Raw genomic sequence first — 26824 nt, 5'->3', positions numbered from 1 at the left:
CTGCTGTTGCAGGGGGTGCAACGGGCTTTGCGGAGGGTGGTGGCGGCGAGGCACGATGCCCCCATGGACACCCCCGCCGCCCAGGCCTCCGTGCTGGACCTCGCCCCCGTCATCCCCGTAGTGGTGGTGGACACCGTCGACGCCGCCGTGCCGCTCGCGCGGGCGCTCGTCGCGGGGGGCCTGCCCGCCATCGAGGTCACGCTGCGGACGCCGGTGGCCCTGGACGCGATCCGGGCGATCGCCGCCGAGGTCCCGGACGCGGTGGTGGGCGCGGGCACGGTCCTCGCGGCGGACCAGGTGAAGGCCGCGGTGGACGCGGGCGCCCGGTTCCTGGTCAGCCCGGGGTGGACGGACACGCTCCTGGAGGCGATGCGGGGGGCGGGCGTCCCGTTCCTGCCGGGCGTCTCGACGACGTCGGAGGTCGTCGCGCTGCTCGAACGCGGCGTCCGCGAGATGAAGTTCTTCCCCGCCGAGGCGGCCGGGGGCACCGCCTATCTGAAGTCGCTCGCGGGCCCGCTCCCGCAGGCCCGCTTCTGCCCGACGGGCGGCGTCTCCGCGGCGTCCGCGCCGTCGTACCTGAAGCTCGCGAACGTCGGGTGCGTGGGCGGCAGCTGGATGCTGCCCGCCGACGCCGTCGCGGCCGGGGACTGGACGCGGGTCGAGTCCCTGGCGCGCGAGGCGGCGGGGCTACGGTAGGCGCTTCGCTGGAATGGCCGCGCTGGGTTGCCAGTCGGCTGCGGACCCGTCGTGCCTGGTCGCGCAGTTCCCCGCGCCCCTTCGGGGCGCTGTCAGCGCAGGTGCCCCGTGTCGTTCAGGAGCCGGACGCTGGCGTTGCCGTCCGCGTAGTACGCCACGGCCGACAGCGAGGCCGCCGACAGCTCCATGCGGAACAGCGACTCGGGCGGCGCGCCGAGCGCGAGCCGTACGAGCGTCTTGATGGGCGTGACGTGCGTGACGAGCAGCACGGTACGGCCCGCGTACGCGGCCTGGAGCCGGTCGCGGGCCGCCGAGACCCGGCTCGTGACCTCGGCGAAGGACTCGCCGCCCGGCGGCGCGACGTTCGGCGAGGCGAGCCATGCCGTCAGCTCGTCGGGGTAGCGCTCGCGCGCCTCGGCGAAGGTGAGGCCCTCCCAGGCACCGAAGTCCGTCTCGCGCAGACCCGGTTCCAGCTCGACGTCGAGGCCGAGCCGGGCGGCGACCGTGCGGGCGGTCTCCTGGCAGCGCAGCAGCGGCGAGGAGACGACGGCCTGCACGGTGCCGCGCGCGGCGAGCGCGGCGGCGACCCGGACGGCCTGCTCCCGGCCCGCCTCGGACAGCGAGGGGTCGCTCCCGCCGCTGCCGGAGAAGCGCTTCTCGGGCGTCAGCGGGGTCTCGCCGTGCCGCAGCAGCACGAAGGTCGCGGGGGCGCCGAGGTCAGCGGGCGCGGCCCAGCCGACGGGCGGGGTCGCGGTGTCCGTGCCGGTGCCGGAGGTGCCAGAGGTGCCAGAGGTGGCGGAGGCGCTGGAGGTGCCGGAGGTCGCGGAGGTGCCGGAGTCGCCCGCCGCCACGGAGTGCGCCGCGCGTACGTCGGCGGCGACGGCACCCGCGCTCGCGCTCGTCCCGCCCGCGCTCGTCGCGCCGGTGGCCCTGCCCGTCGCCCCGGCGAGCGCCGCCCGGGCCTTCGCCGCGCCCGCGGCCGCGTCGCCGGGCGGGCCCGCGGGCTCCGCGGCGGCGCGGGACGCGGCGCGCAGGTCCGCGGTCGACGCCGAGGGCGACCACTGCTCGCCGCGCTTGCCCGCGTCCATCGCCTCGTTCGCCAAGCGGTCCGCGTGCTTGTTCTTCTCGCGCGGGATCCACTGGTAGGTGACCTGCGCACGCGGCAGGACCGCGGCCGCCTCGGCGGCCAGCGGCTTCATGTCGGGGTGCTTGATCTTCCAGCGGCCCGACATCTGCTCGACGACCAGCTTGGAGTCCATGCGGACGCGGACCGTCGCCTCGGGATCCAGGTCGCGGGCCGCCTTCAGGCCTGCGACCAGGCCCTTGTACTCGGCCACGTTGTTCGTGGCGATGCCGACGTACTCGGCGGTCTCGGCCAGCGTCTCGCCGGTGACGGCGTCGATGACGACCGCGCCGTAGCCCGCGGGCCCCGGGTTGCCCCGGGAGCCGCCGTCGGCCTCGACGATGAACTCCTGCGCCACGCGCGCCCCTTACAGGCCGGACTCGGAGGTGCGCACCAGGATGCGGCTGCAGTTCTCGCAGCGCACGACCTTGTCGGGCGCGGCAGCCTTGATCTCGTTCACCTCGGTGATGTCCAGCTCCAGGCGGCAGCCCTCACAGCGCCGCTGGTGGAGCTTGGCGGCGCCGATGCCGCCCTGCTTCACGCGCAGCCGGTCGTAGAGCGCGAGCAGATCGGCGGGGACGGCCCCGGCCACGACCTCGCGGTCCTTGGTGACCGTGGCGGCCTCGCGGTCGAGCTCGTCCTGCGCGACGTCCCTGCGGCCGGTCGCGTCGTCGAGCTTGGCCTGCACGGAGGAGACCCGCTCGGTCAGCTCGGCGACGCGCTCCTGCGCGGACTCGCGGCGCTCCATGACCTCCAGGACGACGTCCTCCAGGTCGCCCTGGCGCTTGGCGAGGGAGGCGATCTCCTTCTGGAGGTTCTCCAGGTCCTTGGGCGAGGTGACCGCGCCGGAGTCCAGGCGCTGCTGGTCGCGGACGGCGCGCTGGCGCACCTGGTCCACGTCCTGCTCGGCCTTGGTCTGCTCGCGGGCGCAGTCGCTCTCCTCGGTCTGCGCGGCCACGAGCAGGTCGCGCAGCTGCGTGAAGTCCTTCGTCAGCGACTCGATCTCGGCGTGCTCGGGCAGCGACTTGCGCTTGTGCGCGAGCTGGGCGAGACGGACGTCCAGGTCCTGGACGTCGAGGAGACGGATCTGGTCGGCGGGCGCGGCGTTCAGTTGGGGGCTCCAAAGGAATCAGAAGGGGCGCCGGGGGCGCTCCCTGCGGGGGACGACGCCGCGTGGGCGGTCCAGGGGTCGGTGACCGTCTTCGAGACGTGGACGCGAAGGCCCCATCCGTGCCGGTCGGAGATCTGGTCGAGCTGGGCGGCCGCCAGCTCGCACCAGGGCCACTCGGTGGCCCAGTGCGCGGCGTCGAGCAGCGCGAGCGGTGTCTCGGCGCGGGCCTCCGACACCGGGTGGTGGCGCAGGTCGGCGGTGAGGAAGGCGTCGACGCCCGCGGCGCGCACGGCGCCGAAGAGGCTGTCGCCGGAGCCGCCGCTGACCGCGACGGTACGGATGAGCTGCTCCGGGTCGCCCGCGACGCGGACGCCCTGCGCGGTGGCGGGCAGCCGCTTCGCCGCCTGCTCGGCGAACTCGGCGAGGGTCAGTGGGTGTTCCGGCTCGCAGATCCGGCCGAGCCCGCGCCGCCCGTGCCCGTCGGCCGGGTCCGGCACCAGGGGGCGCAGGACGCGCAGGCCGAGGGCGCCCGCGAGGGCGTCGGAGACGCCGGGGTCCGCGGTGTCGGCGTTGGTGTGGGCGACGTGCAGCGCGATGTCGTTCTTGATCAGGTCGTGGACGACCCGGCCCTTGAACGTCGAGGCGGCCACCGTCGTCGTACCGCGCAGGTAGAGCGGGTGGTGGGTGACGAGCAGGTCGGCGCCGAGCCGGACCGCCTCGTCGGCGATGTCCTGGACGGGGTCGACGGCGAACAGGACCCGGGAGACCTCCTGGTCCGGGTCACCGCAGACCGTGCCGACCGCGTCCCACTGCTCGGCCCGCTCCGCGGGCCACAGGGCGTCGAGCGCGGCGATGACTTCAGACAGACGGGGCACGCACAAAAGGCTACCTGTAGGTCCTGCGCGCCTGAACCGGCGCCGCTCTCGCCGACCTGGCCGATCGCCGCCGGCGGCCCCCGCTCCGCGGCCCCAGTGATCTTCGCCACAGGCGCCGGGGAGCCCGGGGTCCGGGAGCCAGGGGGCCCGGCAGCCCGGGGGCCCAGGTTGCCCGGACGCCTGGGCGCCGGTTGCCCGGGGGCCCCTACTTGGCCAGGTACCCCTTGAGGTCGTCCAGGACCGCGTCGGCCGCGGTCACGCCGAGGCCCAGGTACCAGGTCTCGTCCGGGACGTTCTTCGCCCGGCCCTCCCGCACGGCGTCGAGCTTCTTCCACAGCGGGTTGCGCTCGGCGGCGGAGCGGCCGGTCTTCTTCGGGTCGCCGTAGACGCCGGTGAAGATCCAGTCGGCGTCCGCCTCGTCGATCCTCTCCGGGCTGATCTCCGTGGCGAGATCGTCGATCCGCTGGTTCTCGGGCCGGGGCAGGCCGACGTCTTCGAGGATGGTGCCGATGAAAGACGCCTTCGCGTAGAGGCGGACGCGGTCCGGCAGGTACCGCAGCATGGTGACGGTCGGCTTCTTCGGGCCGAGCTCGTCGCCGAGCGCCTTCGCCTTCTTCTCGTACGCGCCGAGCTGGGCCCTGGCCTCGGCGGACCTGTCGAGCGCGGCGGCGTTCAGGAGGTAGTTCTCCTTCCAGGTGAAGCCGGGGCGCACGGAGAACACGGTGGGGGCGATCTTCGAGAGCTGCGGGTAGAGCTTGGCGGCGCGCAGCTCGCTGCCGAGGATCAGATCGGGCTTGAGCTTCGCGATCGCCTCCAGGTTGAGGGAGTTGATCGTGCCGACGTCCTGGGGGCTGCCCGCCCGCTCCTTCAGATAGCCGGGGACGCCGTCGTCGCCCTCGGTGGGCGCGTAGCCGACGGGCTTGACGCCGAGGGACACGACGTTGTCGAGCTCGCCGACGTCGAGGACCACGACCCGCTGCGGCCGCTGCTTCAGCTCCGTCCTGCCCAGGGCGTGCGTGAGCGTGCGCGGGAACTGGCCGGGCTTCGCCGTGGTGCCCATCCGCGCGGTCCGCTCGGCGGCCTTGGCGAAGTCCTCGCCGCCCTGGGCCACGGCCTTGCTGCCGCCGCCGTGGTCGCTCGTGCCCGAGCCGACGCCGGAGCCGCAGGCCGCGAGGGCGAGCGCCCCGGCCACGGCGAGGGCCGCGGCGGCGGCGCGGGCGGGTCGGCGGCGGCGTACGGACATGCGGTGCTCCAGGGGGACGTGCGGGGCGCACGGGGACCGAGGGGGCGGACCCGGGCGCAACTTAGGGTTGCCTAACCATAGCTGCTCCCCCACCCAGCACACTCGCCCCCGGCTTCTCAGGCGATTCGGGACATCACCACACGTACGCGTGAAGCGACCGGCCTCGGGTGCCACGCCAGAACGTGCGAAAACTAGCGTCGCGAGCGGAGGTGACCCCCATGACAGCGCCTGTGGCCGAGCCCTCGCCGCCCACTCCCCCGGCCGCGTCGCCGCCCCCGCCGCCCGCCGGACCCCCGCCGCGGCGCGTCCCGGTGCCGGGCGGCGGAACGGTCCTCGTGCCCGGACCCCCCGGCCCCTCGGCGCCCGCCGCCCCGCGGCGGGGACCCGCCCCGGCCGCCGTCCTCACCGCCGACGGCGCCTACGCCGCCCGGCTCGCGCACACCGGCGGCTCCTGGTACCCCGAGCGCTGGACGCTCGGCTCCCCCGAGCCGTACGCCGTGCCGCTGCCGGGGCACCAGCCCGAGGAGCCCGGCACGGCGGTGCACCCGATGGCCGACGGCCGCGTCCTGGTGCACCGGCGGACCGCGGGCCGCCACGTCTTCGCGCTCCTGTACCCCACCGGGCCCGGCACCGGCGAGGTGGCGCTCGGCGGCGTGGAGTGCGCGGGCGCGGAGCTGACGCTGCTGCCGCCCGCCCCGGACGGCACGTACGCGTACGCCCTCGCGGCGGGCGAGCGCTCCACGGCGGTGTGGCTGGTCGCGGGCGGCTCGTTCGGGCCCGAGCACCTCGCCGAGGTCCCCGGCCGCTGCACCGGCGGCGTCTGGCTCGACGGCACCAACCGCATGCTGGCGCTCGACCGGGAGCTCGACGGGCTGACCAAGACGGTGGCCGTCGACCTGGAGCGCGGCGGCGAGGTGACGCCGCTGCTCCAGATCGCGGCCGACAGCGACGACCGGCTGCTGCTCGCCGACGCCGCCAGCGGACTGCTGCTCCTGCGCTCCGACGCGCCGGGCGAACCGCGCCTCGGCTGGGGCGTGCTGGGCAGCACGCACCCGGTGCGCTTCCCCGAGTGCCTGCGCCTTCCCGGCAGCGCGGCGACGCCGTTCGCGATCCAGCCCGGCCAGGTCCTCACCCCGGAGGCCTGCGCGGTCGCCCTGCGCCTCGACGCCGCCGGCCCCGCGTCCCGCCCCGCGCTCTGCGCCTGGCGCCCCGCCGACCGCAAGGTCCACCAACTCGCCCCGCCCGACGGCTGGTTGCCCGGCGTCGGCCACTGGACGCCCGAGGGCGTGCTGCACCTGCCGTACGCCGGTGGGGCGGCGGTCTGCGGCGTCGCCCGGGTCGAGGTGCCCGGCGCCCCGGCCGCCCGGCCCGCCGAGACCGCCGGGGCGCCGCCGCAGACCGCCGCCGCGGGCGCGTGCCCGCGCGGCTCCGACGGGCCCGGGGGGCGGGGCGGCGCCCCCCGGGCCACCCGGCCCGTGCCCCTCCAGCAGGCACCCCTAGGGGGGCGCGCGGCGGGCGGTTAGACTCGCCCGCCGGTACGAACGATCTTTACTACGGGGTGAGTTTCATGACGACCGACACGACGGCGGAGACCTTGGCCGATCCGCGGTTCGCCGAGGGCGGCGAGGAAGCGGGGCACGGGCGCCATCGGGGGCCCGGGGCCGCGCACGACGAGGAGGCCGAGCCGAGCGGCCGCCACCGTCGGCAGGGCCCCGAGGCCTAGCCCTCGCGGGGCGCCCCAGGCCCGCCCCTTCCCGCTTCCTGGGGGCTCCGCCCCCAGACCCCCGCTCCTCAAACGCCGGAGGGGCTGGATTTCCAGCCCGTCCGGCGTTTGAGGACGAGGCGCGGAGCGCCGAAAAGGGCGGGGCCCGGGGGCGGCAGCCCCGGTTTCGGGAAGGGGCGGGTTAGGGGATCAATCCCTCTTCAGCCCCAGCACCTCCGTCGCCGCGAAGGTCTCGCCCTCCGGGCGGCCCGCGAAGTACGGGGTCAGGGACTCCTCCAGCTCCCCGGAGCTGAAGGCCCCCGCGGTGGCCCGGAACACCGCGGCGATCCTGGGCCGCTCCATCACGGCCACCACACCCCCGTGCACGACGAGGAGTTGGCCGTTGACGCGCCCCGCCGCGGGCGAGGCGAGATAGCCGACCAGCGGGGCCACGTGCTCGGGCGCCAGCGGGTCGAGTTCGCCCTCGGCGGGCTCGGCGAAGCCCGCGAACACGTCGGACGTCATCCGCGTACGCGCCCGGGGGCAGATGGCGTTGGCCGTCACGCCGTACTTGGCGAGGGCGAGCGCCGTGGACGTGGTCAGGCCGACGATCCCGCCCTTGGCGGCGGCGTAGTTGGGCTGTCCGGCGGATCCGGCGAGGAACGCCTCCGACGAGGTGTTCACGATCCGGCCGTAGACGGGGCCGCCCGCCGCCTTGGAGCGCTCGCGCCAGTGCGCGGACGCGAACCGGACGGTGTTGAAGTGGCCCTTGAGGTGCACGCGGACGACCGAGTCCCACTCGTCCTCGGACATCGAGAAGATCATCCGGTCCCGCAGGATGCCCGCGTTGTTGACCAGGACGTCCAGCTTGCCGTAGGTCTCGACGGCCAGGTCCACCAGGGCGCGGGCCTGGGCGTGGTCGGCCACGTCCCCGCAGTGGGCGACGGCCTTGCCGCCCGCCTCGCGGATCTCGGCGGCGACGTCCTCCGCGGGCCCGGCGGACGCCGCGCCGGTGCCGTCGCGGCCCGGCTGTCCGAAGTCGTTGACGACGACGCTCGCCCCGAGCCGGGCGAGTTCGAGCGCCTCGGCCCGGCCGAGCCCGCGGCCCGCTCCGGTGACGACGGCCGACAAACCGTCGAGCGGTTGCAGCACGGTGCCTCCCTCAGATCTCTATGCAGGTCCGCAGGGCCGCGCCCGTGCGCATCTGGTCCAGGGCTTCGTTGATCTCGGCGAGCTGCACCCGGTGCGTGATCATGCCCGCGAGGTCGACGCGTCCGGCGCGCCACAGCGCGATGGCCCGCTCGTACGACCGCAGCACGTCCCCGCCCCCGTACAGGGACGGCAGGATGCGCTTCTCGTCGAAGAAGAGCTCGAACATGTTGAACCGGACGTGGTCGTCCATGGCGCCCGCGCCGACCACGCACAGCGTGCCGCCGCGCCGGGTCGCCTCGTACGCGGCGCGGGCCGTGGCGGACTTGCCGACGACCTCGAAGACGTAGTCGAAGCCCTCGCCCGCCGTCGCCCGCTGCTTGGCGTCGTCGAGGGCGTCGGGCGCCACCGCCTCGCTCGCGCCGAACCGCAGCGCCGCCTCGCGCCGGGCCGCCACGGGGTCGACGGCCACGATGTGGGCCGCGCCCTTGAGCCGCGCGCCCTGGATCGCCGAGACGCCGACGCCGCCGCAGCCGATGACGGCGACGGACGAACCGGCCGCCACGTCGGCGGTGTTGAGCGCGGCGCCGAGCCCGGTGGTGACGCCGCAGCCGATGAGCGCCGCGATGTCGTAGGGCACGTCGTCCGGGACGGGCACCGCGCAGGCCGCGTCGACCACGACCTCCTCGGTGAAGGTGCCGGTGCCCGCGAAGCCGAAGACGTCGCCCTGCGGGCGCTTGAAGTTGGGCGTGCCCGCGTTCATGAACCCGGCGAGGCACAGCTCGGTCTGGCCGCGCCGGCAGGCGGGACACCGTCCGCAGGCCGGGAGCCAGCACACCACGACCCGGTCGCCCTGCTTGACGTTCGTGACGCCGTCACCGACATCGATGACCTCGCCCGCGCCCTCGTGCCCGGGCACGAACGGCGCGGGCTGCGGCAGGACGCCGTTCATCGCGGACAGGTCGGAGTGGCACAGGCCCGTGGCCCGGACGCGGATGCGCACCTTGCCCGGGCCGAAGCCCACGGCCTCGACGTCGTCGAGCACGTCGAGCTTGTCCTGGCCCGTCTCGTGCAGTACGGCTGCGCGCATGGGGGTGGGGCTCCTCTCACCTCTGGGGTACGTGCACCGGTGGTCCGTACGTCGGCCGTGCCCGGCCGGACACGTCAGTCGTGCTCCACGACCGTGTCCGCGAGCACCGGCGCCCCGTCCCGCTCCAGGGCCGTGACGACCGCCTGGACCCGGCCCGCGGACTCCCACATGCCGATGTGCAGGGTCTCGCCGGGGAAGACGACCCCGGCGAAGCGGGTGCGGTAGCCGCGCACCCGTGACACGTCGCCGCCGAGCACGGTGTCCACGACGGCCTTGAGCGTCATCCCGTACGAGCACAGGCCGTGCAGGATCGGCCGGTCGAAGCCCCCGAGCGCGGCGAACTCGGGGTCGGCGTGCATCGGGTTCCAGTCGCCGGACAGGCGGTAGAGCAGTGCCTGGTCCTCCCGGACGGGGCGCTCGACGGTCCGGTCGAAGGGCCGGTCGGGCGGGTCGAGCCGCGCGGAGGGGCCGCGCTCGCCGCCGAAGCCGCCCTCGCCGCGGAGGAAGAGCTGTGCCTCGCTCGCCCACAGCGGCCCGTCGCCGTCCACCGCCTCGGCGCGCAGGACGATCACGGCGGCCTTGCCCTTGTCGTGGACGGCCGCGACCCTGGAGGTCAGCGTGGCCGTGCCGCTCACCGGGATGGGGCGGTGCAGCTCGATGGCCTGGCCGCCGTGCAGGACGGCGGCCAGGTGCACGTCGATGCCGGGTGCGGAGAGCGCGCTCATGGCCCCCATGCCCGCGCCCGCGACGGTGGCGAAGCTGGGCAGCACGTGCAGCCGGGACTCCAGCGTGTAGCGCAGCTCGTCCGGGTCGGTGGCGGGGTGCTCCTTGTCGGGGTTGGCGGCGGCGCCGATGCCGAGGTGGTAGAGCTGCACGTCCTTGTGGCCCCAGGCGATCTCGGCGCTGCGGGGCTCGGCGGCCAGGGCCTTGGCGGCATCGATGGGCATGGGTGGCGGCTCCTTGGTGGTCGTGAGACCTCGGTGCGACCGTCCGCACCGTCGGCCGCACCGAGGTCGCGACGGGGCCGGAGGAGCCCGTTCTAGAACGCGTTCCAGTCCGGCGCTCTCCTGTATAGCCCAGCGCCCCGGAGTTGGGAAGGCTGCCGACGACCACTTCCTGACGCGCCGTCAGTTCTGTCGCCGCCATCGACACCCGTGACATTTGTCCTGGCCAGGACCGTACGCAGCGGTCTACGCAGCCCCGGTCCGCGTTTCGTACTGTCGACCTCACGCAAGGAACGGAATCGGGGGAGTACGAGATGTCCTGGATGCGCGGTGTCACCCGCCGACTGCACGAGGCGCGCGCGGCACGTGCCGCCTGGCACGCCGAGTGGCCGCGGCAGAAGGCCGCCTGGCGGGAGCAGCGGCGGAACTGCAAGAACGACAGGACGGCGCTCGCGGGCCCGCCCAACGGCTTCGCGCTGCTCCCGTGGCTGCTCATGGGCCTGGGCGCGTTCTCCCATCTGCTCCAAGGCAGGACCGCGAACCCGTGGATCGCGGCCATCGGGCTGCTGGTCTTCAACTCGCTGTACGTCTCGATCGCGTTCCGGGCCTTCGACAAGGCCAAGCGGGAGTCGCGCACCACGCTGGGCGCGCTCCTGGCGATGGGGGCGCTGACCGTCGCGCTCGCCGCGGGGTACGGCGGGAACTGGCTGATGTTCTTCCCGCTGTTCGGCCTCGCCGTCGGCGCGGTGGTCCGGGGGCGCCGCCTCGGCCCGGTCGGCCTGGCCCTGAGCGCCCTCGCGGGCGCGGTCGCCGGGCTCAGGGAGGGCTGGGACGGCGTCAACATCGCCTACGGCACGTTCCTCTCGACGATGGTGACGGCGGCGATCCTGTCCCTGTCCGAGGCGGTACGGGACCTGCGGGCGGCCCGGGAGGAGCTGGCGCGGCGCGCGGTGGCGGAGGAGCGGCTGCGCTTCTCCCGGGACCTGCACGACCTGCTCGGCCACACCCTGTCGGTGATCGTGGTGAAGTCGGAGGCCGCGCGCCGCCTCGCGCCGCGCGACATGGACGCGGCGCTCGGCCAGGTCGCGGACATCGAGTCCGTCGGCAGGCAGGCGCTCACCGAGATCCGCGAGGCCGTCACCGGTTACCGCGAGGCCTCGCTGGCCACGGAGCTCGACCGGGTGCGCGACCTGCTGGACGCCGCGGGCGTGGAGACGGTCGTGCGCCAGTCGGGGCCGCCGCTGGACCCGCCGTCGTCGGCGCTGCTCGGCTGGGTGGTGCGCGAGGCGGCCACCAACGTCGTCCGGCACGCCCGGGCCAGCCGGTGCGAGATCGAGGTCACCGGCACCGCGGACCGGACCCGCCTGGCGATCACCGACGACGGCCGCGGCGTCGGCTCGACCCCGCCCGGCAGCGGCCTCAAGGGCCTGGCCGAACGCCTCGCCGCGGCGGGCGGCTCCCTGGAGTCGGGGCCGGCGCCGCGCTCCGGCTTCCGGGTCACGGCGGCGCTGCCTGCCGGGGGCGGGGAGCGGGCGGAGGCGGGGGCGGGGTGGGCCGGGACCGCCCGGGCGGCCGGGACAGCTCGGGCGTGACAGGGGGCGCCCGCCTCTGACGGGGCCTGCCCCGACCGGGGGACCCGCTCATGACGGGGAGCCCGCCCGCGACGGGCCCCACGGACCTGCGGTCATGGCGAGCGGTGTGCCAGAACCTGTCGCAACTCTTGACGGAGTTCAGTCAATCCGTAAGGTCTAGGCCAATGGACCGGCCCAGGCGCCGGGCCGGTCTGCCCCTCATCCCCCACCGCGGAGGGAGCACACGATGCACACCAAACGGAAGCTGGCCGCGGGCCTGGGCGCGGTGTGCGCGCCCGTCCTCGTCCTCGCCTCGGTCACCCCGGCGAGCGCCCACGGCTACATCAACTCGCCGCCGAGCCGCCAGGCCCAGTGCGCGGCGAACACCGTCCCGTGCGGCGAGATCAAGTGGGAGCCGCAGAGCGTCGAGGGCCCCAAGGGCCTCACCAGTTGCAGCGGCGGCAACGCGCGGTTCCGCGACCTGGACGACGACAGCAAGGGCTGGAAGGTCTCCGACGTCAACGCGTCGCAGCAGTTCACATGGCGCCTCACGGCACCGCACCGCACCAGCACCTGGCAGTACTTCGTCGACGGCCGCAAGGTCAAGGAGATCAACGACGGCGGCCGCCAGCCGCCCACGACCGTCACGCACACCGTCGACTTCGGCGGCATCACGGGCCGCCACAAGATGCTCGCGGTCTGGAACATCTACGACACCGCCAACGCGTTCTACGCCTGCGTCGACATCAACATCAGGGGCTGACGCTCCGGGGCACGCCCGAACCCCCGGACGGGGGGCAGGCCGGCCGGACCCGAAAGCCCCCGGGGGTCCGGCCGGCCGGCGGGACCACGCCCGCTGCCCCGACCTGGCGTTCCGGCCTTAGCCTGACGCCATGGACGAGATGCCCGAAGACCGCCGCCCCGCGAAATGCGTCCGGGTCCTCCTCGCCGAGGACCAGGGCATGATGCGCGGCGCGCTCGCGCTGCTGCTCGGCATGGAGCCGGACATCGAGGTCGTCGCGCAGGTCGGGGCGGGCGACGAGATCGTGCGGACCGCGCTCACGGCGCGGCCCGACGTCGCGCTGCTCGACATCGAACTGCCCGGGCGCAGCGGCCTGGACGCGGCGGCGGAGCTGCGGGAGGAGTGCCCGGACTGCCGGGTGCTCATCCTCACCACGTTCGGGCGGCCCGGGTATCTGCGGCGGGCGATGGAGGCGGGCGCGGCGGGCTTCCTGGTCAAGGACGGGCCGGTGGAGGACCTCGCGGAGGCGATCCGCCAGGTGCTGCGCGGCGAGACCGTCATCGACCCGGCCCTGGCCGCGGCCGCCCTGAGCGCGGGGCCGAGCCCGCTCACGCCGCGCGAGGCGGACGCGCTGCGGGCCTCGGTGGACGGGGCGACGATCGCCGACATCGCCTCGGCGCTGCACCTGTCGGAGTCGACCGTACGGAACTACCTGTCGGCCGCCATCGGCAAGACGGGCACGCGCAACCGCATGGAGGCCGTGCGGGAGGCCCGCCACCAGGGGTGGCTGTAGTCCCGCCGGTCAGTCGCGGGCGGCGCGCGGCATCCAGACGAGGACGACGAGCGCGGCCAGGGCGAGGAACACCGCGCCCCACAGGAACGCGAGGGCGTAGCCGTCCGCGACCGCCGCGGCGCCGGGCCGCCCCGCCGTGCGGGCCGTGGCGACCGTGGAGAGGACCGCGAGCCCCAGCGAACCGCCCATGGTGCGCGAGGTGTTGATGAGGCCCGCGACGAGCCCCGCGTCCCCGGGCTCGGCCCCGCTGGTGGCCAGGGACGCGAGGGGGGTGCCCGCGAGCCCCGCGCCCAGCATCATGAGGATGCCCGGCAGCATGATCGAGGTGACGTACGCGCCGTGCGCGCCGTCCCCGGCGAGCATCCGCCACTGCCAGGCGAATCCGGCGGCGGCGGTCAGGGCGCCGATGACGGTGACCGCCCGCGCCCCCATGACCCGCATCAGCCGGGGCGCGACCTTGGATCCCACGACGACGCTGACGGAGCTGGGGATGAGCGCGAGCCCGGCCTCCAGGGGCGTGTAGCCGAGGACGTTCTGCGCGTAGAGGGTCATGAAGAACCACATCGCGAACAGGCCCATGCCGCAGACGAACATGGTCGCGTTGGCCGCCGAGACGGACCGCACCCGGAACAGCTTCAGGGGCATGAGCGGCGCCTTGGAGCGGGCCTCGACGCCGAGGAACGCGGCGATCAGGGCGAGCCCGGCCCCGAGCGGCACCAGGGTCGCGGCGGCGGTCCAGCCCTCCCCCTCGGTCTGCACGATGCCGTAGGCGAGCGTGGCGATGCCCGCGGTGACCAGGACGGCCCCGGGCACGTCGAGCCGCCGGGCGCCGCTCGCCCGGCTCTCGCTGATCCAGCGCAGCGCGGCGGCGAACACGAGGACGCCGACGGGCACGTTCACGAGCAGCACCCAGCGCCAGGAGAGCCCGTCGGTGAGGACGCCGCCGACGAGTCCGCCCGCGGCGCCGCCCCCGGCCCCGACCGCCGACCAGGTGGCGATGGCCCGCACCCGCGCGGCCCCCTCCGGCACGGCGGAGGTGAGGATGGTCAGGGTGGAGGGCGCGAGGACGGCGGCGCCCAGGCCCTGCACCGCCCGCGCGGCGAGCAGCTGCCACCCCTCCTGCGCGAGCCCCCCGCCGAGCGAGGCGAGCGTGAACAGGCCGAGCCCCACCAGGAACATCCGCTTGCGCCCGAACAGATCGCCCGCGCGCCCGCCGAGCAGCATGAACCCGGCGAAGGCGATGGAGTAGGCGTTGACGACCCACTGCAGGCCCGTGGCGCTGAGGCCCAGGTCGGCGCGCATGGACGGCAGGGCCACGTTGACGACGGACACGTCGAGGACGACGAGGAACTGTCCGGCGCAGGCGGCGGCCACGACGAGCCACAGGGGGGCGGCGGCGCGCCGGGATATCGGGGTGTCGACGGGGGTCTCCAGCATGGGCTCCATGCTGACAGCCGACGCGTGCCCCGTACATCGGAAATTGGCGGGGTAGGCCGTGGGGCGCGGGACCTAGGCCGGAAGTCCCGGTCCCGCGCCGCCCCGCTCCGGCCGCCGCAGCAGCGTCACCACCGCCGCGCCGCCGAGCCCGATGTTGTGCGCGAGCCCGGTCCGCGCCCCCGGCACCTGCCGCTGTCCCGCCTCGCCGCGCAACTGCCAGGTCAGCTCGGCGACTTGGGCGATGCCCGTGGCACCCAGGGGGTGTCCCTTGGAGATCAGCCCGCCGGAGGGGTTCACCACCCAGCGCCCGCCGTACGTGGTCGCGCCGGACTCGACGAGCTTGCCGGACTCGCCCTGCGCACACAGGCCGATCGCCTCGTACGTGAGGAGTTCGTTGACGGAGAAGCAGTCGTGGAGCTCGATGACGTCGAGGTCGTCGGCGGTCAGGCCCGAGCGGGCGTAGACCCGGTCCGCCGCCGCGCGCGTCAGCGGGCGGCCCACGACGTCGAGGCAGGAGCCGGAGGCGAAGGACTCCTCGGTGTCCGTCGCCATGGCCTGGGCGAGGATCTCGACCGCCCGGTCCGCGAGCCCGTGCCGCTCCACGAAGCGCTCGGACGCCACGAGCGCCGCCGCCGCGCCGTCGGAGGTGGGCGAGCACTGGAGCTTGGTGAGCGGGGCGTGGACGACCTCGGCGGCGAGGATCTCGTCCGCGGTGGGGGCGGACCGGAACTGGGCGAGGGGGTTGTGCACCGAGTGCCGGTGGTTCTTGGCGGCCACCGCCGCGAGCTGCGCGGGCGTCGTGCCGTACCGCTCCATGTGCTCGCGGGCCGCGTTGCCGAAGATCTGGGCGGTGGGTGGGGTGGCCGCGAAGCCGTGCCGGGCGGCCATGACGCCGTAGTGGCGGGCCACGGGCGACGCGGCGAAGTCGCCGCCGCCCCCGCCGAGGGAGCCGCGCTTCATCCGCTCGAAGCCGAGGGCGAGGACGCAGTCGCCCGCGCCGCCCTCGACGAGCTGACGGGCGAGCATCAGGGCGGTCGAGCCGGTCGCGCAGTTGTTGTTGACGTTGTAGACGGGCAGCCCGGTCAGGCCGAGCCCGTACACCGCGCGCTGGCCCGCCGTCGAGGCCTGGAAGCAGTAGCCGACGACCGCCTGCTCGACCACCGGGTACGGAATCCCGGCGTCCGCCAGGGCCGCGGTGCCCGCCTCCTCCGCCATGTCCCAGTACTGCCAGTCCCTGGTCTCGGGCTTCTCGAACTTCGTCATGCCGACGCCGACGACGTACGCCTTCATCCGTGCCTCCCTGGCAGTGCCCTGCGGGACGGCGGCAGAATAGAACACGTTCCAATCTGACGGAAGGTCAGATGCGGGGCGCGAGGCGCGCGCGAGAGGGTAGGGCGCCGAGCGGCGGGCAGAGTGAGGGGCGGGCGGCGAGCGGGGCGGGCGATCGGCGCGCGTACAGGCGCGGTCAATGGGAGGTCAAGAGTTCCCCTGGTTCGACGTACGTCGGAATAGTCGCCCGGGGAAACAAGTTCATCGTGCATGTAACCGCGGGCGTCCCGCACGCCCCACCTGCCACACGCGTGACGTCCTGTCCCTCACACCCACACCGACGACACCCGCACCCACGCCGCGCGCGACGCCCCACCCGGCCGTCGCCACCGCCCCACCGCCCCGCCACCCTTCGTCCCGGAGGCACCAGCCCTATGTCCCACGCGACGGCCCACTCCCGCGCCGACCGCGCACCCCGCGGCGTCGTGCCCGTCCTCGCCTTCGCCGGCATCACCGTCGCCGTCATGCAGACGCTGCTCGTCCCCGTCATCAAGGACCTGCCGGCCCTGCTGCGCACGACGCCGTCCAACGCCACCTGGGTCATGACGTCGACGCTCCTCGCGGGCGCCGTCGCCACCCCGATCATGGGCAGACTCGGCGACCTCTTCGGCAAGCGCCGGATGCTGCTCACGAGCCTCGCGGTCATGGTCGTCGGCTCGCTGGTGTGCGCCCTCACCGACGACCTCGTCGTCATGATCGCCGGGCGGGCGCTGCAAGGCTTCGCGATGGGCGCCATCCCGCTCGGCATCGGCCTGATGCGCGACGAGCTGCCCCGCGAGAAGCTCGGCTCGGCGATGGCCCTGATGAGCTCCTCCATAGGCGTCGGCGGCGGCCTCGCCATGCCCGCCGCCGCCCTGGTGGCGCAGCACGCCGACTGGCACGCCCTGTTCTTCGGGGCCGCGGGCCTCGGCGCGCTCGCCATGCTGCTCATCGTCCTGCTGGTGCCGGAGAGCCCGCTGCGCGCCCCGGGCACCTTCGACGTCCTCGGCGCGCTCGGCCTCTCGGCGGGCCTGGTCCTCTTCCTCCTGCCCATCACCAAGGGCAGTGACTGGGGCTGGACTTCGGGCCTGACCCTCGGCCTGTTCGCGGCCTCGGCGGTGGTGCTCGTCCTGTGGGGCGTGATGGAGCTGCGCGTCGCGGCGCCGCTGGTCGACCTGCGCACCACGGCCCGGCGCGAGGTGCTGCTCACCAACCTCGCCTCGATCATGGTCGGCGTCGCCTTCTACGCCATCTCGCTCGTGCTCCCCCAGCTCCTCCAGCTGCCCACCGCCACGGGCTACGGCCTCGGCCAGTCGATGGTCGTCGCGGGCCTGTGCGTGGCGCCGCTCGGCCTGACGATGATGTTCACGGCACCCCTGTACGCCCGGCTCTCGGCCGCGTACGGGCCGAAGGTCACCCTGATCCTCGGCATGCTCGTCATCGCCATCGGCTACGGCTCGGGCCTCGGCCTGATGAGCGCCGCCTGGCAGACCATCGTCATCTCGGTCGTGGTCGGCGCGGGCATCGGTCTCGCCTACTCCTCGCTGCCCGCGCTCATCATCGGTGCCGTCGACCCGTCCGAGACGGGCGCGGCCAACGGCCTCAACACCCTGATGCGGTCCATCGGCACCTCCGTGTCCAGCGCCGTCATCGGCATGGTGCTCGCCAACACCGCCCACACCGCGGGCCCCGTCGAGGTGCCCACCATGGAGGGCTTCCGCGCCTCCTTCCTCATCGCCACCGGGGCCGTCGCGATCGGCCTCGTGTTCGCGCTGTTCCTGCCGGGCAAGGAGCGGGCCGCCGCCGGGCAGCACCCGCAGCTGCGGGCCAGCAGCGAGGAGGACGCCGCGCTCGCCCGGGCCGCCGAGGCGCTCACCGGCGGGTTCCGGGGGCGGGTCCTGTCCCCCGCCGGGGCGCCCGTCGCCCGCGCGCAGGTCACGCTGATCGACCCGCAGGGCCGCCGGGCGGGCGCGGCCCTCACCGACGGCGAGGGCCGCTACGCCCTCGCGGTCCCGGCCGACGGCGCGTACGTGCTCTCGGCCACCGCCGCCGGGCACGCGCCGGGCGCCGTCTCGGCCGTGCACCGCGGCGAGGAGCGGGCCGTCGAGGTCGACCTGGCGCTGCCGGGCGACAGCGAGGTCCTGGCCTGAGCCGTCGGGCCGCACCCCCGTCGCCCCGGCGCCGGGGGTGTGGTGCACCATGGGCGCCCGTACGCACGCGGGTGGATCCCGCGCAGGACGAGCCCGGAAGGAACGACGATGGCTGCCACTCAGGCTCAGGCCCCGGCACCGGAGGTCCTCGGCGCCTTCGAGGCGGCCAAGGGCTTCATGCCCGTCCACGAAGGGCTCGCCCTGTACGCGGCGGCGCGCGAGGCGGCGGCCCTCGGCCTGCCCCTGCTCGAAGTCGGCACGTACTGCGGGCGCTCCACGATCCTGCTCGCGGACGCGGCCCGCGCGGCCGGTGTGAGTGTGATCACGGTCGACCACCACCGCGGCAGCGAGGAGCAGCAGCCCGGCTGGGAGTACCACGACCCGCAGACCGTGGACCCGGAGGTGGGCCGGATGGACACGCTTCCCGTCTTCCGGCGCACGCTGCACAAGGCGGGCCTGGAGGACCACGTGATCGCGGTCGTCGGCCGCTCCCCGCAGGTGGCACGGCTCTGGCACGCCCCGCTCGGCCTGGTCTTCATCGACGGCGGGCACACCGACGAGCACGCGAACGCGGACTACGAGGGGTGGGCGCCGCACGTGGCGCCGGGCGGTCTGCTCGTCATCCACGACGTGTTCCCCGACCCGGTGGACGAGTGGACGGGGCAGGCCCCGTACCGCGTCTACCTCAGGGCCCTTGAGTCCGGGACGTTCACAGAGGCCTCCGTCACCGACTCCCTCCGCGTCCTGCGCCGAACCGGCGCGGGCGACTCCGGCCGCGGATAGGCTCCCTGTCGTGTCGTACGTAGGTCCGGACAGTCAGCCACCGCGCCCGCCCCGCCGCTTCGGCGGCGGCCGCACGCTCGCGGTCACCCTCGCCGTGCTCGCGCCCGCCACGCTCGCGGGCTACCTCATCCACGACGCGACGAGCGGGCCGGAGGACGCCAAGCCGCCGAGATCGCTGCCGTCGGCAAGCCGCTCGGACCAGAACGCGCCCTCGAAGCCGACCGCGGACGGCCCCTCGAAGTCCCCCGCCCCGGACGGGCCGGAGAAGCCGAAGGGCGAGCCGGCCGGCAAGGGCAAGGGCGACGGCAAGGGCCGCGGCAAGGCGGACGACAAGCCGTCGGGCAAGGCCCCGTCGGGGGGCCGCCCCGCGCCCTCGGGCCCCCTCAAGGGCAAGGTCGTGGTGATCGACCCGGGCCACAACCCGGGCAACTTCCGGCACACCACGGAGATCAACCGCCCGGTGAACATCGGCACCAACTCCAAGGAGTGCGACACCACCGGCACCTCCACCAACCGGGGTTACACGGAAGCCCGGTTCACCCTCGACGTCGCCCACCGGCTGCGGGACCTGCTGCACCGGCAGGGCGCCACGGTCCGCCTCACCCAGGACGGCGACCGGGCGTGGGGCCCGTGCGTCGACGAGCGCGCCCGCATCGGCAACGCGGCCCGCGCCGACGCGGTCGTCTCCCTGCACGCCGACGGCTCGGCCGTCGGCAACCGCGGCTTCCACGTGATCCTGCCCGCGAAGGTCCGCGGCGGCGCCGCCGACACCACCGCCATCGTCGGCCCCTCCCGCGACCTCGGCGAACGCATCGCGGGCCAGTTCCTCTCCGCCACCAAGAGCGCCCCCTCCAACTACGTCGGCGACGGCACCGGCCTCGACGTCCGCCGCGACCTCGGCGGCCTCAACCTCTCCAAGGTCCCCAAGGTGTTCATCGAATGCGGCAACATGCGCGACCCGAAGGACGAGGCACTGCTCACGAACTCCGGCTGGCGCCAGAAGGCCGCGAACGGCATTTCAGCCGGAATCGCGAGCTTCCTCACCGGCTGAGTACGGGCGGTCCCGACGAGTCCGTTGCCGCCTCGTCACGGGACGGCAACCGGGAGATCTTCACTGAGTGACGATCTTTATCTCAAGCAGACACCCCGGCCGGGCGGACGATAAGGTCCTCCGTACGATGAGGGGCCACCCCCGCCGCTTCACGCCCGCGAGCCAACCGCGACCAGGCGACAGCGACGCCTCTAACGACGAGACGACTGACGAAGGACCTGAAGTGAATTTCCGCTCCCTCACTCGAGGCGACGGCGTGGTGATCGGAGCAGCGGTGTTGCTCTTCATCGCCTCGTTCCTCGACACCTTTGACGGTGACGAAGCTCCCAATGCCTGGGACAACGGCAACCTGCTGATGAGCGTCTACCTCGCCGGGATCATCGGCGCCGGGCTCATCGTCGTGGGCCGCGCCATGGGCTCGCAGCGCAAGGTCGCCGGTCTGGACCTCGGAACCTTCGGCATCGGCCTCACCTTCGCCGCCGCCTGGAGCTCGCTCGGCGCGATCTTCGACACCGGCCAGTCCTACGACAAGTTCTTCGAGCTTCTCAACTCCAGGTTCGGCGCCAGCGGCGGTAACGGTGTCGAATCCCCCGACGCCGGTGTGGGCCTCATCCTCGGCCTGATCGGCGCTCTGGTCCTCGTCGCCGCCGCCGTCGCCTCCAACATCGTCCCCGCCCTCAAGGCCCCCCTCATGGGCGCCCCGGGCCCCGTCGCCCCGCAGCCCTACGGCGGGCAGCCGCAGGGTGGCTACGGCTACCCGGGGGCCGCCCAGTCGCAGCCCTACGGTGCGCAGCCGGGGCAGCCGCAGCAGCCCTCGTTCGGTGGGCAGCCGCAGGGTGGCGGCGCCACTCCGCCGCCGGCCGCCGCGCAGGCGCAGCCCGCGTCGGCGGACTTCTCGCCGTTCTGGTTCGCCGTGCCGGTGCCGCGCCCGCTGTACCCGGAGGACGGCTCGCCGACCCCGATCGCCGAACTGGCGCCGGGCACCTGGTACCTGGCCGTCGAGCAGCGCGGCCAGAGCCTGGTGGCGCAGACGCAGGACGGGCGTCGCGGTGTGCTTCAGGACACCACCGGGATCCAGCGCGGCTGACCCGGCCCCCCGCAAGCCTTCAGCGGCCCCTCGCCCTTCCGGGCGGGGGGCCGCTGGCGTACAGTCCCGGCGGGAGCGGGAATTGACGTACCGTCAGGTGACGGCCGGGAGGGACCATGCGGCTCGGACTCGCGCTCGGGTACTGGGGGCGCGGCCCCGAACCCGGGCAGCTCGCGCTCGTCCAGGAGGCCGAGCGGCTCGGGTACGACTCGGTGTGGACCGCCGAGGCCTGGGGCTCGGACGCGTTCACTCCGCTGACCTGGATCGCGGCGCACACCTCGCGGATCCGGCTCGGCACGGCGGTGGCGCAGATGGCCGCCCGCTCCCCCACCGCCACGGCCATGCACGCCCTCACCCTCGACCACCTCTCCGGCGGCCGCGTGCTCCTCGGGCTCGGGCTCTCGGGGCCACAGGTGGTGGAGGGGTGGTACGGCAGGCCGTTCCCCGCCTCCCCGCTGACCGCGACGCGGGAGTACGTGGACGTGGTGCGCCAGGTGCTGCGGCGCGCGGCCCCGGTGGCCCTCGACGGCCGGTTCCACCCGCTGCCGTACCCGGGGGACGACGGCTCCGGGCTCGGCAAGCCGCTGAAGTCCATCACGCACCCGCTCCGCGGCGACCTGCCCGTGCTGCTCGGCGCCGAGGGGCCGAAGAACATCGCCCAGACGACCCGGATCGCGGACGGCTGGCTCCCCCTGTACTGGTCCCCGACCCGCACGGACGTCTACGAGGCCTCGCTCACCGGGCTGCGGGACGGCTTCATGGTGGCGCCGCTCGTCCGCGCGACCGTGTGCGACGACGTACAGGAGGGGCTCCTGCCGGTGAAGGCCATGCTCGGCTTCTACATCGGCGGCATGGGACACGCGCAGCGGAACTTCCACGCCGACCTGATGGCCCGGATGGGCTTCGCGGACGCGGCGCGGCGGGTGCGGGAGCTGTTCCTGGCCGGGCGGCGCGAGGAGGCCGTGCTCGCCGTGCCGGACGCCTTCGCCGACGAGATCTCCCTGGTCGGCCCGCGCGAGCGGATCGCCGAACGCCTGGAGCTCTGGCGCAAGGGACCCGTCACCGACCTGCTCGTCCTCGCCCGGGAACCGGGCACCCTGCGCGTCCTCGCCGAGCTCTGCGCCTAGCCGCCGCGGCTCAGCGGAAGATCGCCACCGGGTCCAGGGTCAGTTCGCCCGCGTCGCGGTTCCAGGTGCGGACCTTGCCCAGGCAGCGGGCCTGGAACTCGCCGCTGAAGTAGTCCTCCTCGTGGAACTCCTCGCGGATGCCGTCCTCGGCGCAGGTGATCTTGACGTGGGCGGCGGGGCGGCCCTCGCCGTAGCGGGCGCGCAGGACGACGTCGCCGCCGGGCAGGCCGCGCGCGGTGAAGCGCCCGGTGACCGAGACGAACTCGGACATCACCGCGCTGAGCGCGACGCGGTCGTCGTCGCTGTCGCGCAGGCTGTCGGCGAGGGCCCGGTTGGGGACGAGCAGCCCCGTGGTGAGGTCGGCGTGGACGACGGCGTCCTCCCGGCGCATGGTGTCCATGAGCAGCCCTATCACCGTGATGGGGGTGTTCTGCTGGACGTACGAGGTGAACCGCTCCTTGGTGACGTCCCGCCCGGCGGTGCCGCCGGAGCCGCGGAACCTCGTCCACAGGCTGAAGCCCGCCGTCACGTTCGTGCGGTCGGCCACCTCCTGCTCCAGGGCGGCCGAGAAGCCGCCCGTCTGATAGAGGTCCATCACCCGCTGCTCGTGCAGGTAGAAGCACATGCCGTGGAAGGTCCTGCGGCCCCGCGCGGCCCGCCGCGGGCCGCGCCGGAGCCAGCCGAGGCGCACCAGGGCGTGGCGCACGAGCACGCCCGCACACACCGCCGTCAGGAGCCAGACGGTCATCCACGGCCACCACAGGTCCCACCACGCGCTGTCAACGACACCCACGGATCTCCTTGAACGCCTGGGAGAGGGAGGAGGCCCCGGCGTCCACGACGCGGCCGCCGGTCGCCCCGGCGGCGCGCCGCAGCGCCCCGGCGTCGGCCTCTCCCAAGTGGACGGGAAAGGTGGGCACCGACCGCGCGGCGGCGCCCCGTTGTGCGTAGCGGCGGGCGAACTGGCCGTACGACAGGCCCGAGTTGCTCTCGCCGTCGGTCATCAGGACGATCGAGGCGCGGCGGGCCGGGTCGGCGTCGACGGTGGCCTCGGCCCGGTCGTAGCCCCGGTCGAGGGCCGACCACACGGCCGTCGCGTCGCCGAAGCCGCCGCTCGCGACGAAGGAGTTCAGGGCGCGCAGGTCGCCGTCGCCGCGCACCGTCACCGTCCGCTCCTGAAGGACGCGGCCCGCGAACCGCACCACGGTGAGCCGCTCGCCCCGGTAGAAGCGGGCGAACTTGCCCGCCGCCGTGGGGTCCGCGCCGCTCAGCCCGGCGAAGGCCGCGCGCAGGTCCGCCATCCGCGCGCCGCGCATCGACGTGGAGAAGTCGAGCAGGAACACCACGTGGTCGCCGGTGCGGCGGGCCGGGTCGCCGTAGTCGTCCATCAGGCGCCGGATGACGGAGAGCTGGTCGGGGTAGGAGAGCGCGTTGCCGATGGCGGACCGCAGCTGCGGCGGCCGGGGCACGTCCGCGCCGACGGGCCGCCGCCAGGTGCGCTCCACCAGCTTCTTCTGTACGTCGGCGCGCCGCAGCCAGTCGACGACCTTGCGGTACGCCTCGTGCCGCTCGGCGTCGAGGAGCATCAGCGGGAAGTCGGACAGGACCATGCCGTCCGCCGGGTGCACGATCTCCAGGGGGCGGCGCAGGGTCCCCGCCGCGTTCAGGGAGAGGAGTTCCGCCTCGTGCGCGATGAGGGCGTTGGCCCGGCCGGGGCTGCGCGCGTAGGCGTCGAGCAGGGCGCGGGAGCTGGCGGCGGTGAGCGTCTGCCCGGAGCGGAAGCCGCGCAGCCGGTCGCAGGACACGTCCCGCTCGCGCAGCACCCCGCCGGTGCCCGCGGCGGCCGTGGCCACGCCCACGAGCGCGGCGCGCCCGGTGTCGCTGCGCCGCGGGTCGGCCATGCCGAAGCGTACGGTCCCGTCGGCGGCGGCGTCCGCGACGTCCGCCCAGGTGATCCGGCCGCCGCGGGCCGAGGCGCGGACGCGCTCCGCGGTGGCACGGGTGAGGCCGACGACGACCGGGGAGCGCATGATCGCGGTGGACTCGGGCGGCGCGGCGGGCCGCCCGCGCTCCCGCAGCCGCAGCAGGTACGAGCGGTCGGACGCGGGCCAGGCCAGGTCGTAGGAGCCGAGCGGCTCGGAGAGGTCGGCCGTGGCCTTGAAGTCGATGTCGAGCTCGACCCCCGTGTCGTCCTTCAGCTCGCCGAGGAACGGCTCCACGTCGGCGAGTTCGGGGCTCGCGAGCACCCGCAGGGTCGTGGTGTCCCCGCCCCGGCCGCAGCCGGTCAGGGCGGTGGCGAGCAGCGCCAGGCAGACGGCGAGGGCGCGCCGCCTCACGAGGGGCCGCCGGTGACGGGCGGGCAGGTGCCGACGTAGTTGATGATCCGCTCCAGGGCGTCCAGGTCGGGCGCGTCGGCCTTCGTCTGGTCGGGGTTGGGGGTGGGCACCTGCACGCCGTGCTCGCGCAGATAGGAGTTCAGCTGCTCGCTGGTGCTGTCCTCGCCGGAGAACCGCACCCGGAAGCCCAGCTCGATGGCCCGCCGGCGCAGTTCGGGGTCGGACTCCAGCAGCTCGGTGAGCCGGTCGCCCCGCCCGTTGAGGGAGATGAGCTGCGGCTCGGTGAGAGCCTGCGGCGAGGGGTAGAGCAGCACGCGGCGGCTGTCGGCCCGCCGGTGCCGCTTCTGGAAGTCCACCTGGTGGGCGAGGAACTGGTGCTCGTAGATCAGCGACACCGGCGCGATGGACTCGCCCTCGTCGGAGAAGTAGCTGTCGGCCTGCTCGTCGGCGGCCATGCCCTGGAGGTTGATCAGCGGCTTGACCTTGGCGGCGACGTCGAGGACCGGGTCGCCGCCGCGCGCGTCGCCGCGTCTGCGCTCGGTGCCCGGGGGCCGGTTCCTGTTCTTCACGAAGGCGAGGATGCTCAGATACGTGCCAGCGGCGTTGGACTCGCAGACGCTGGAGGTGCGCACGAGGACGCGGCCGCTGTTGCTGTGCGCGGAGTGGGCGCGGTAGCCGATGCCGTTCCAGGTCTTGTCGCGCTCGATGAGCCGCAGGAACCCCTCCATGTCGAGGTCGTAGTACAGCGTGTCCCCGCCGCCGCGCGCCCGCTGCGGGCGGGCCACGCCCGCCGCCGCCAGCGTCCGGGCGTACTCGCGGAACGTGCCGAGCGCCAGGGGCGTCACGAACGGGCGGGCGGTGCGCACCGAGCGCTGCTGGCCCCGCATGATCAGGCGGGCGGCGGGCTGGCCCGAGGGGAAGACGACGTCCATGCCCTTGAGCGACTGCGTGGCGATGCCGCGCGAGCCCAGGCGGTGGATGTCCACGCGGAGGCCGTGCTTCAGGAGCAGTCGCTGGACCTCGGGGTCCTTGAAGTAGTCCGACTTCGACGCCATCTTGCCGTCGATCGTCGTGATGCGTTCGAAGGGGCGCAGGGCGTTGCCCGAGACGAGCAGGGCGAGGGTGCCCGCGAGGGCGAGGGGCATCGCGGCGAGCACGTGCCGGGGGAAACGGCGGCGCCGGGCCGCCGGGCGGCGGGTGGCCAGGCGGGGTTCTTCTCTGCTGGACGTGCTGGCTCTGTCGGGCACCGCGCTCTCCTGCCGTGTGCGGGGGCAGGAGCATGCGCCCCCGCCGCGAACGGGGTGCCTTGGAGTGGGTAACTCCGCCTGAATCTAAGGTGAATGACGGGCCATCAGGTACTGGGTCCCTCGCGGGGGCGCCCCTGACCCGCCCCTTCCCGAACCCGGGGGGGCTCCGCCCCCGGACCCCCGCTCCTCAAACGCCGGAGGGGCTACGAGGAGCCCTCAGCCCTTGGTGAGCTGACCTGCCGACGGGACCTGGTCCGTCACCTCCACGCCCGCGGCGCGGCCCGCCTCCTTGACGGAGTTGATCGTGTCGTCGAAGGACCCGACCACCGCCTCGGTGGAGTCCCCCTTGCGGAGCTTGGACGGGAGGCCCTTGAGCGCGTCGATGCCCGCCGTCAGGGGGGCCATGGCCCGGGCGAGGGCGGCGTCGCCCTGGGCGTTGCGCAGGGCCGCCCTGAGCCGGTTGTAGCTGAAGGCCCCGGCGATCCCCGCCTTGACCAGGGCGAACCTCCGCCCGTCCGCGCCCGCCTTGAAGCGGCCGTCCCGGTACGGCTTCACGATCCACTGGTACGTCGCCCCGGCGGCGAGCCCCGCGTTGGTGACGAAGCGGGTCTTCGCGAACTTCTGCCGCTCGGCGGAGCTGGTGCCGGTGGGGCTCGCCGCGTCGCCGTCGCCGCCGCCGCAGGCCGTGGCCCCGGCGAGGAGGGCGCAGCACAGCAGGAGCGGGACGAGCGCGCGGCGTACCGCGGTGGCCGGTGCGGAGCGGAACACGGGTGACCTCCCGGAGGCGGGGACGGCTCCCCCGGCCAGCAGCCTCACCCCGCCGGAGCGGCCCCGCAAGGCGGGCGGGGCCGTTGGAGGCCCCGGCCCCGGCCCTCCCTCCCGGCCCCGGCCCCGGGGCCCCGGCCCTCCGGGTTTCAACGGCGCGGAGGCCGGTACCCGCCCCTCATGTCCCCCCGATTCACCAAGAGCACCCGAGGCGGCGCCGACGCCGCGAAGGTCATCGTCGTCATCGCGGACGTCGCGGCGGTCATCATCGTCCTGTGGATCCTGATGGACCTGCTGAAGGCCAACCGGGGCAACGACCTGGTGCAGGTCGTGCGCGACGTCGCCCGGTGGCTCGCGAGCTGGTCGCACGACCTGTTCACCTTCGACGAGCGCTGGGCGCGGGTCGTGGCGGGCTACGGCCTGGCCGCCGTCGTGTACCTCGTGGTCGGCCACCTGGTGGCGGGGCGGCTGCGCCGCCACTGAGCGCGGGCCCC

General features: G+C 74.5%; 25 protein-coding genes. 12 read left to right on the top strand and 13 right to left on the bottom strand.

Features of this window, described 5'->3' with window-relative positions; translation table 11 throughout:
* The first annotated feature begins 63 nt into the window (after window positions 1-63).
* The gene (gene eda, locus AC5WAM_RS29315) at window positions 64-696 is read left to right on the top strand and encodes a bifunctional 4-hydroxy-2-oxoglutarate aldolase/2-dehydro-3-deoxy-phosphogluconate aldolase (protein ID WP_495519379.1); all 633 of its coding nucleotides are present in this window, start codon (window positions 64-66) and stop codon (window positions 694-696) included.
* A 92-nt stretch (window positions 697-788) separates the two neighbouring features.
* On the opposite strand, the gene AC5WAM_RS29310 is transcribed toward eda, so the two are convergent.
* From AC5WAM_RS29310 to AC5WAM_RS29295, 4 genes are all read right to left on the bottom strand, one after another.
* Window positions 789-2177 (bottom strand): bifunctional RNase H/acid phosphatase, encoded by a 1389-nt coding sequence (locus AC5WAM_RS29310; protein WP_495519378.1) that lies wholly within the window; start codon window positions 2175-2177, stop codon window positions 789-791.
* Between the two features lie 9 nt (window positions 2178-2186).
* Window positions 2187-2930 carry a zinc ribbon domain-containing protein gene (locus AC5WAM_RS29305; RefSeq protein ID WP_495523670.1) on the bottom strand — a complete coding sequence of 248 codons (744 nt, stop codon included), beginning with the start codon at window positions 2928-2930 and terminating at the stop codon, window positions 2187-2189.
* The gene (locus AC5WAM_RS29300; RefSeq protein ID WP_495519377.1) at window positions 2927-3805 is read right to left on the bottom strand and encodes a Nif3-like dinuclear metal center hexameric protein; all 879 of its coding nucleotides are present in this window, start codon (window positions 3803-3805) and stop codon (window positions 2927-2929) included. The genes AC5WAM_RS29305 and AC5WAM_RS29300 overlap by 4 nt, the downstream gene beginning before the upstream one ends.
* A 205-nt stretch (window positions 3806-4010) precedes the next feature.
* On the bottom strand, window positions 4011-5048 hold the full coding sequence (locus AC5WAM_RS29295) for an ABC transporter substrate-binding protein (protein WP_495519376.1): 1038 nt from the start codon (window positions 5046-5048) through the stop codon (window positions 4011-4013).
* Between the two features lie 218 nt (window positions 5049-5266).
* On the opposite strand from AC5WAM_RS29295, the gene AC5WAM_RS29290 reads away from it, so the two are divergent.
* Window positions 5267-6571, top strand: coding sequence for a hypothetical protein (locus AC5WAM_RS29290; RefSeq protein WP_495519375.1), 1305 nt, complete (start codon window positions 5267-5269; stop codon window positions 6569-6571).
* 44 nt (window positions 6572-6615) lie between these two features.
* Window positions 6616-6771 carry a hypothetical protein gene (locus AC5WAM_RS29285; protein WP_366795596.1) on the top strand — a complete coding sequence of 52 codons (156 nt, stop codon included), beginning with the start codon at window positions 6616-6618 and terminating at the stop codon, window positions 6769-6771.
* A gap of 189 nt (window positions 6772-6960) precedes the next feature.
* On the opposite strand, the gene AC5WAM_RS29280 is transcribed toward AC5WAM_RS29285, so the two are convergent.
* The 3 genes from AC5WAM_RS29280 to AC5WAM_RS29270 form a co-directional block, all read right to left on the bottom strand.
* The gene (locus tag AC5WAM_RS29280; protein WP_495519374.1) at window positions 6961-7902 is read right to left on the bottom strand and encodes a 3-oxoacyl-ACP reductase; all 942 of its coding nucleotides are present in this window, start codon (window positions 7900-7902) and stop codon (window positions 6961-6963) included.
* 10 nt (window positions 7903-7912) lie between these two features.
* Window positions 7913-8989, bottom strand: a complete 1077-nt coding sequence (locus AC5WAM_RS29275; RefSeq protein ID WP_495519373.1) for a Zn-dependent alcohol dehydrogenase — start codon at window positions 8987-8989, stop codon at window positions 7913-7915.
* 74 nt (window positions 8990-9063) lie between these two features.
* Window positions 9064-9936 (bottom strand): MaoC/PaaZ C-terminal domain-containing protein, encoded by an 873-nt coding sequence (locus AC5WAM_RS29270; protein ID WP_366794797.1) that lies wholly within the window; start codon window positions 9934-9936, stop codon window positions 9064-9066.
* Window positions 9937-10247: 311 nt separating this feature from the next.
* On the opposite strand from AC5WAM_RS29270, the gene AC5WAM_RS29265 reads away from it, so the two are divergent.
* From AC5WAM_RS29265 to AC5WAM_RS29255, 3 genes are all read left to right on the top strand, one after another.
* Window positions 10248-11525 (top strand): sensor histidine kinase, encoded by a 1278-nt coding sequence (locus AC5WAM_RS29265; RefSeq protein WP_495519372.1) that lies wholly within the window; start codon window positions 10248-10250, stop codon window positions 11523-11525.
* Window positions 11526-11751: 226 nt separating this feature from the next.
* Window positions 11752-12267 (top strand): lytic polysaccharide monooxygenase auxiliary activity family 9 protein, encoded by a 516-nt coding sequence (locus tag AC5WAM_RS29260; protein ID WP_138959445.1) that lies wholly within the window; start codon window positions 11752-11754, stop codon window positions 12265-12267.
* A 130-nt stretch (window positions 12268-12397) separates the two neighbouring features.
* Window positions 12398-13039 (top strand): response regulator transcription factor, encoded by a 642-nt coding sequence (locus AC5WAM_RS29255; RefSeq protein WP_138959446.1) that lies wholly within the window; start codon window positions 12398-12400, stop codon window positions 13037-13039.
* Between the two features lie 9 nt (window positions 13040-13048).
* On the opposite strand, the gene AC5WAM_RS29250 is transcribed toward AC5WAM_RS29255, so the two are convergent.
* Entirely contained in the window at window positions 13049-14476 is a 1428-nt protein-coding gene (locus AC5WAM_RS29250) for a DHA2 family efflux MFS transporter permease subunit (protein WP_366794795.1), read from the bottom strand.
* A 72-nt stretch (window positions 14477-14548) separates the two neighbouring features.
* On the bottom strand, window positions 14549-15766 hold the full coding sequence (locus AC5WAM_RS29245; RefSeq protein WP_495519371.1) for a lipid-transfer protein: 1218 nt from the start codon (window positions 15764-15766) through the stop codon (window positions 14549-14551).
* A gap of 413 nt (window positions 15767-16179) precedes the next feature.
* Here AC5WAM_RS29245 and AC5WAM_RS29240 point away from each other — a divergent pair, with 413 nt between their 5' ends.
* From AC5WAM_RS29240 to AC5WAM_RS29220, 5 genes are all read left to right on the top strand, one after another.
* Complete coding sequence (locus AC5WAM_RS29240) at window positions 16180-17934, top strand: MFS transporter (protein ID WP_495519370.1); 1755 nt, start codon at window positions 16180-16182, stop codon at window positions 17932-17934.
* Between the two features lie 108 nt (window positions 17935-18042).
* A complete protein-coding gene (locus AC5WAM_RS29235) occupies window positions 18043-18717 on the top strand; it encodes a class I SAM-dependent methyltransferase (protein ID WP_495519369.1) in 675 nt (224 codons plus the stop codon).
* A 10-nt stretch (window positions 18718-18727) separates the two neighbouring features.
* The gene (locus tag AC5WAM_RS29230; protein WP_495519368.1) at window positions 18728-19768 is read left to right on the top strand and encodes an N-acetylmuramoyl-L-alanine amidase; all 1041 of its coding nucleotides are present in this window, start codon (window positions 18728-18730) and stop codon (window positions 19766-19768) included.
* A gap of 223 nt (window positions 19769-19991) precedes the next feature.
* A complete protein-coding gene (locus AC5WAM_RS29225; RefSeq protein ID WP_366794790.1) occupies window positions 19992-20855 on the top strand; it encodes a hypothetical protein in 864 nt (287 codons plus the stop codon).
* A 116-nt stretch (window positions 20856-20971) separates the two neighbouring features.
* Window positions 20972-21982 (top strand): LLM class F420-dependent oxidoreductase, encoded by a 1011-nt coding sequence (locus tag AC5WAM_RS29220; protein WP_495519367.1) that lies wholly within the window; start codon window positions 20972-20974, stop codon window positions 21980-21982.
* A gap of 10 nt (window positions 21983-21992) precedes the next feature.
* Here the strand turns inward: AC5WAM_RS29220 and AC5WAM_RS29215 are convergent, their stop codons facing one another.
* The 4 genes from AC5WAM_RS29215 to AC5WAM_RS29200 form a co-directional block, all read right to left on the bottom strand.
* On the bottom strand, window positions 21993-22775 hold the full coding sequence (locus AC5WAM_RS29215) for a hypothetical protein (protein ID WP_495519366.1): 783 nt from the start codon (window positions 22773-22775) through the stop codon (window positions 21993-21995).
* Complete coding sequence (locus AC5WAM_RS29210; RefSeq protein WP_366794787.1) at window positions 22762-24318, bottom strand: substrate-binding domain-containing protein; 1557 nt, start codon at window positions 24316-24318, stop codon at window positions 22762-22764. The genes AC5WAM_RS29215 and AC5WAM_RS29210 overlap by 14 nt, the downstream gene beginning before the upstream one ends.
* Complete coding sequence (locus AC5WAM_RS29205) at window positions 24315-25565, bottom strand: hypothetical protein (RefSeq protein WP_495519365.1); 1251 nt, start codon at window positions 25563-25565, stop codon at window positions 24315-24317. Before AC5WAM_RS29205 ends, AC5WAM_RS29210 begins: the two co-directional genes overlap by 4 nt.
* Window positions 25566-25781: 216 nt before the next feature.
* Complete coding sequence (locus tag AC5WAM_RS29200) at window positions 25782-26333, bottom strand: hypothetical protein (RefSeq protein ID WP_366794784.1); 552 nt, start codon at window positions 26331-26333, stop codon at window positions 25782-25784.
* Between the two features lie 177 nt (window positions 26334-26510).
* On the opposite strand from AC5WAM_RS29200, the gene AC5WAM_RS29195 reads away from it, so the two are divergent.
* The gene (locus AC5WAM_RS29195) at window positions 26511-26813 is read left to right on the top strand and encodes a hypothetical protein (protein ID WP_366794783.1); all 303 of its coding nucleotides are present in this window, start codon (window positions 26511-26513) and stop codon (window positions 26811-26813) included.
* The last annotated feature ends 11 nt before the right edge of the window (window positions 26814-26824 follow it).

Source organism: Streptomyces sp. JLYT201 (assembly GCF_059448825.1).
This window is presented reverse-complemented; position numbering and strand designations above follow the sequence as displayed.

Excerpts from the sequence above, each read along its gene's own strand:
- AC5WAM_RS29270 (WP_366794797.1), bottom strand. The coding sequence starts at position 9,936 with ATGCCCATCGATGCCGCCAAGGCCCTGGCCGCCGAGCCCCGCAGCGCC.
- AC5WAM_RS29260 (WP_138959445.1), top strand. The coding sequence starts at position 11,752 with ATGCACACCAAACGGAAGCTGGCCGCGGGCCTGGGCGCGGTGTGCGCG.
- AC5WAM_RS29290 (WP_495519375.1), top strand. The coding sequence starts at position 5,267 with ATGACAGCGCCTGTGGCCGAGCCCTCGCCGCCCACTCCCCCGGCCGCG.
- AC5WAM_RS29255 (WP_138959446.1), top strand. The coding sequence starts at position 12,398 with ATGGACGAGATGCCCGAAGACCGCCGCCCCGCGAAATGCGTCCGGGTC.
- AC5WAM_RS29240 (WP_495519370.1), top strand. The coding sequence starts at position 16,180 with ATGTCCCACGCGACGGCCCACTCCCGCGCCGACCGCGCACCCCGCGGC.
- AC5WAM_RS29285 (WP_366795596.1), top strand. The coding sequence starts at position 6,616 with ATGACGACCGACACGACGGCGGAGACCTTGGCCGATCCGCGGTTCGCC.
- AC5WAM_RS29265 (WP_495519372.1), top strand. The coding sequence starts at position 10,248 with ATGTCCTGGATGCGCGGTGTCACCCGCCGACTGCACGAGGCGCGCGCG.
- AC5WAM_RS29295 (WP_495519376.1), bottom strand. The coding sequence starts at position 5,048 with ATGTCCGTACGCCGCCGCCGACCCGCCCGCGCCGCCGCCGCGGCCCTC.
- AC5WAM_RS29220 (WP_495519367.1), top strand. The coding sequence starts at position 20,972 with ATGCGGCTCGGACTCGCGCTCGGGTACTGGGGGCGCGGCCCCGAACCC.
- eda (WP_495519379.1), top strand. The coding sequence starts at position 64 with ATGGACACCCCCGCCGCCCAGGCCTCCGTGCTGGACCTCGCCCCCGTC.
- AC5WAM_RS29250 (WP_366794795.1), bottom strand. The coding sequence starts at position 14,476 with ATGCTGGAGACCCCCGTCGACACCCCGATATCCCGGCGCGCCGCCGCC.
- AC5WAM_RS29195 (WP_366794783.1), top strand. The coding sequence starts at position 26,511 with ATGTCCCCCCGATTCACCAAGAGCACCCGAGGCGGCGCCGACGCCGCG.
- AC5WAM_RS29245 (WP_495519371.1), bottom strand. The coding sequence starts at position 15,766 with ATGAAGGCGTACGTCGTCGGCGTCGGCATGACGAAGTTCGAGAAGCCC.
- AC5WAM_RS29275 (WP_495519373.1), bottom strand. The coding sequence starts at position 8,989 with ATGCGCGCAGCCGTACTGCACGAGACGGGCCAGGACAAGCTCGACGTG.
- AC5WAM_RS29235 (WP_495519369.1), top strand. The coding sequence starts at position 18,043 with ATGGCTGCCACTCAGGCTCAGGCCCCGGCACCGGAGGTCCTCGGCGCC.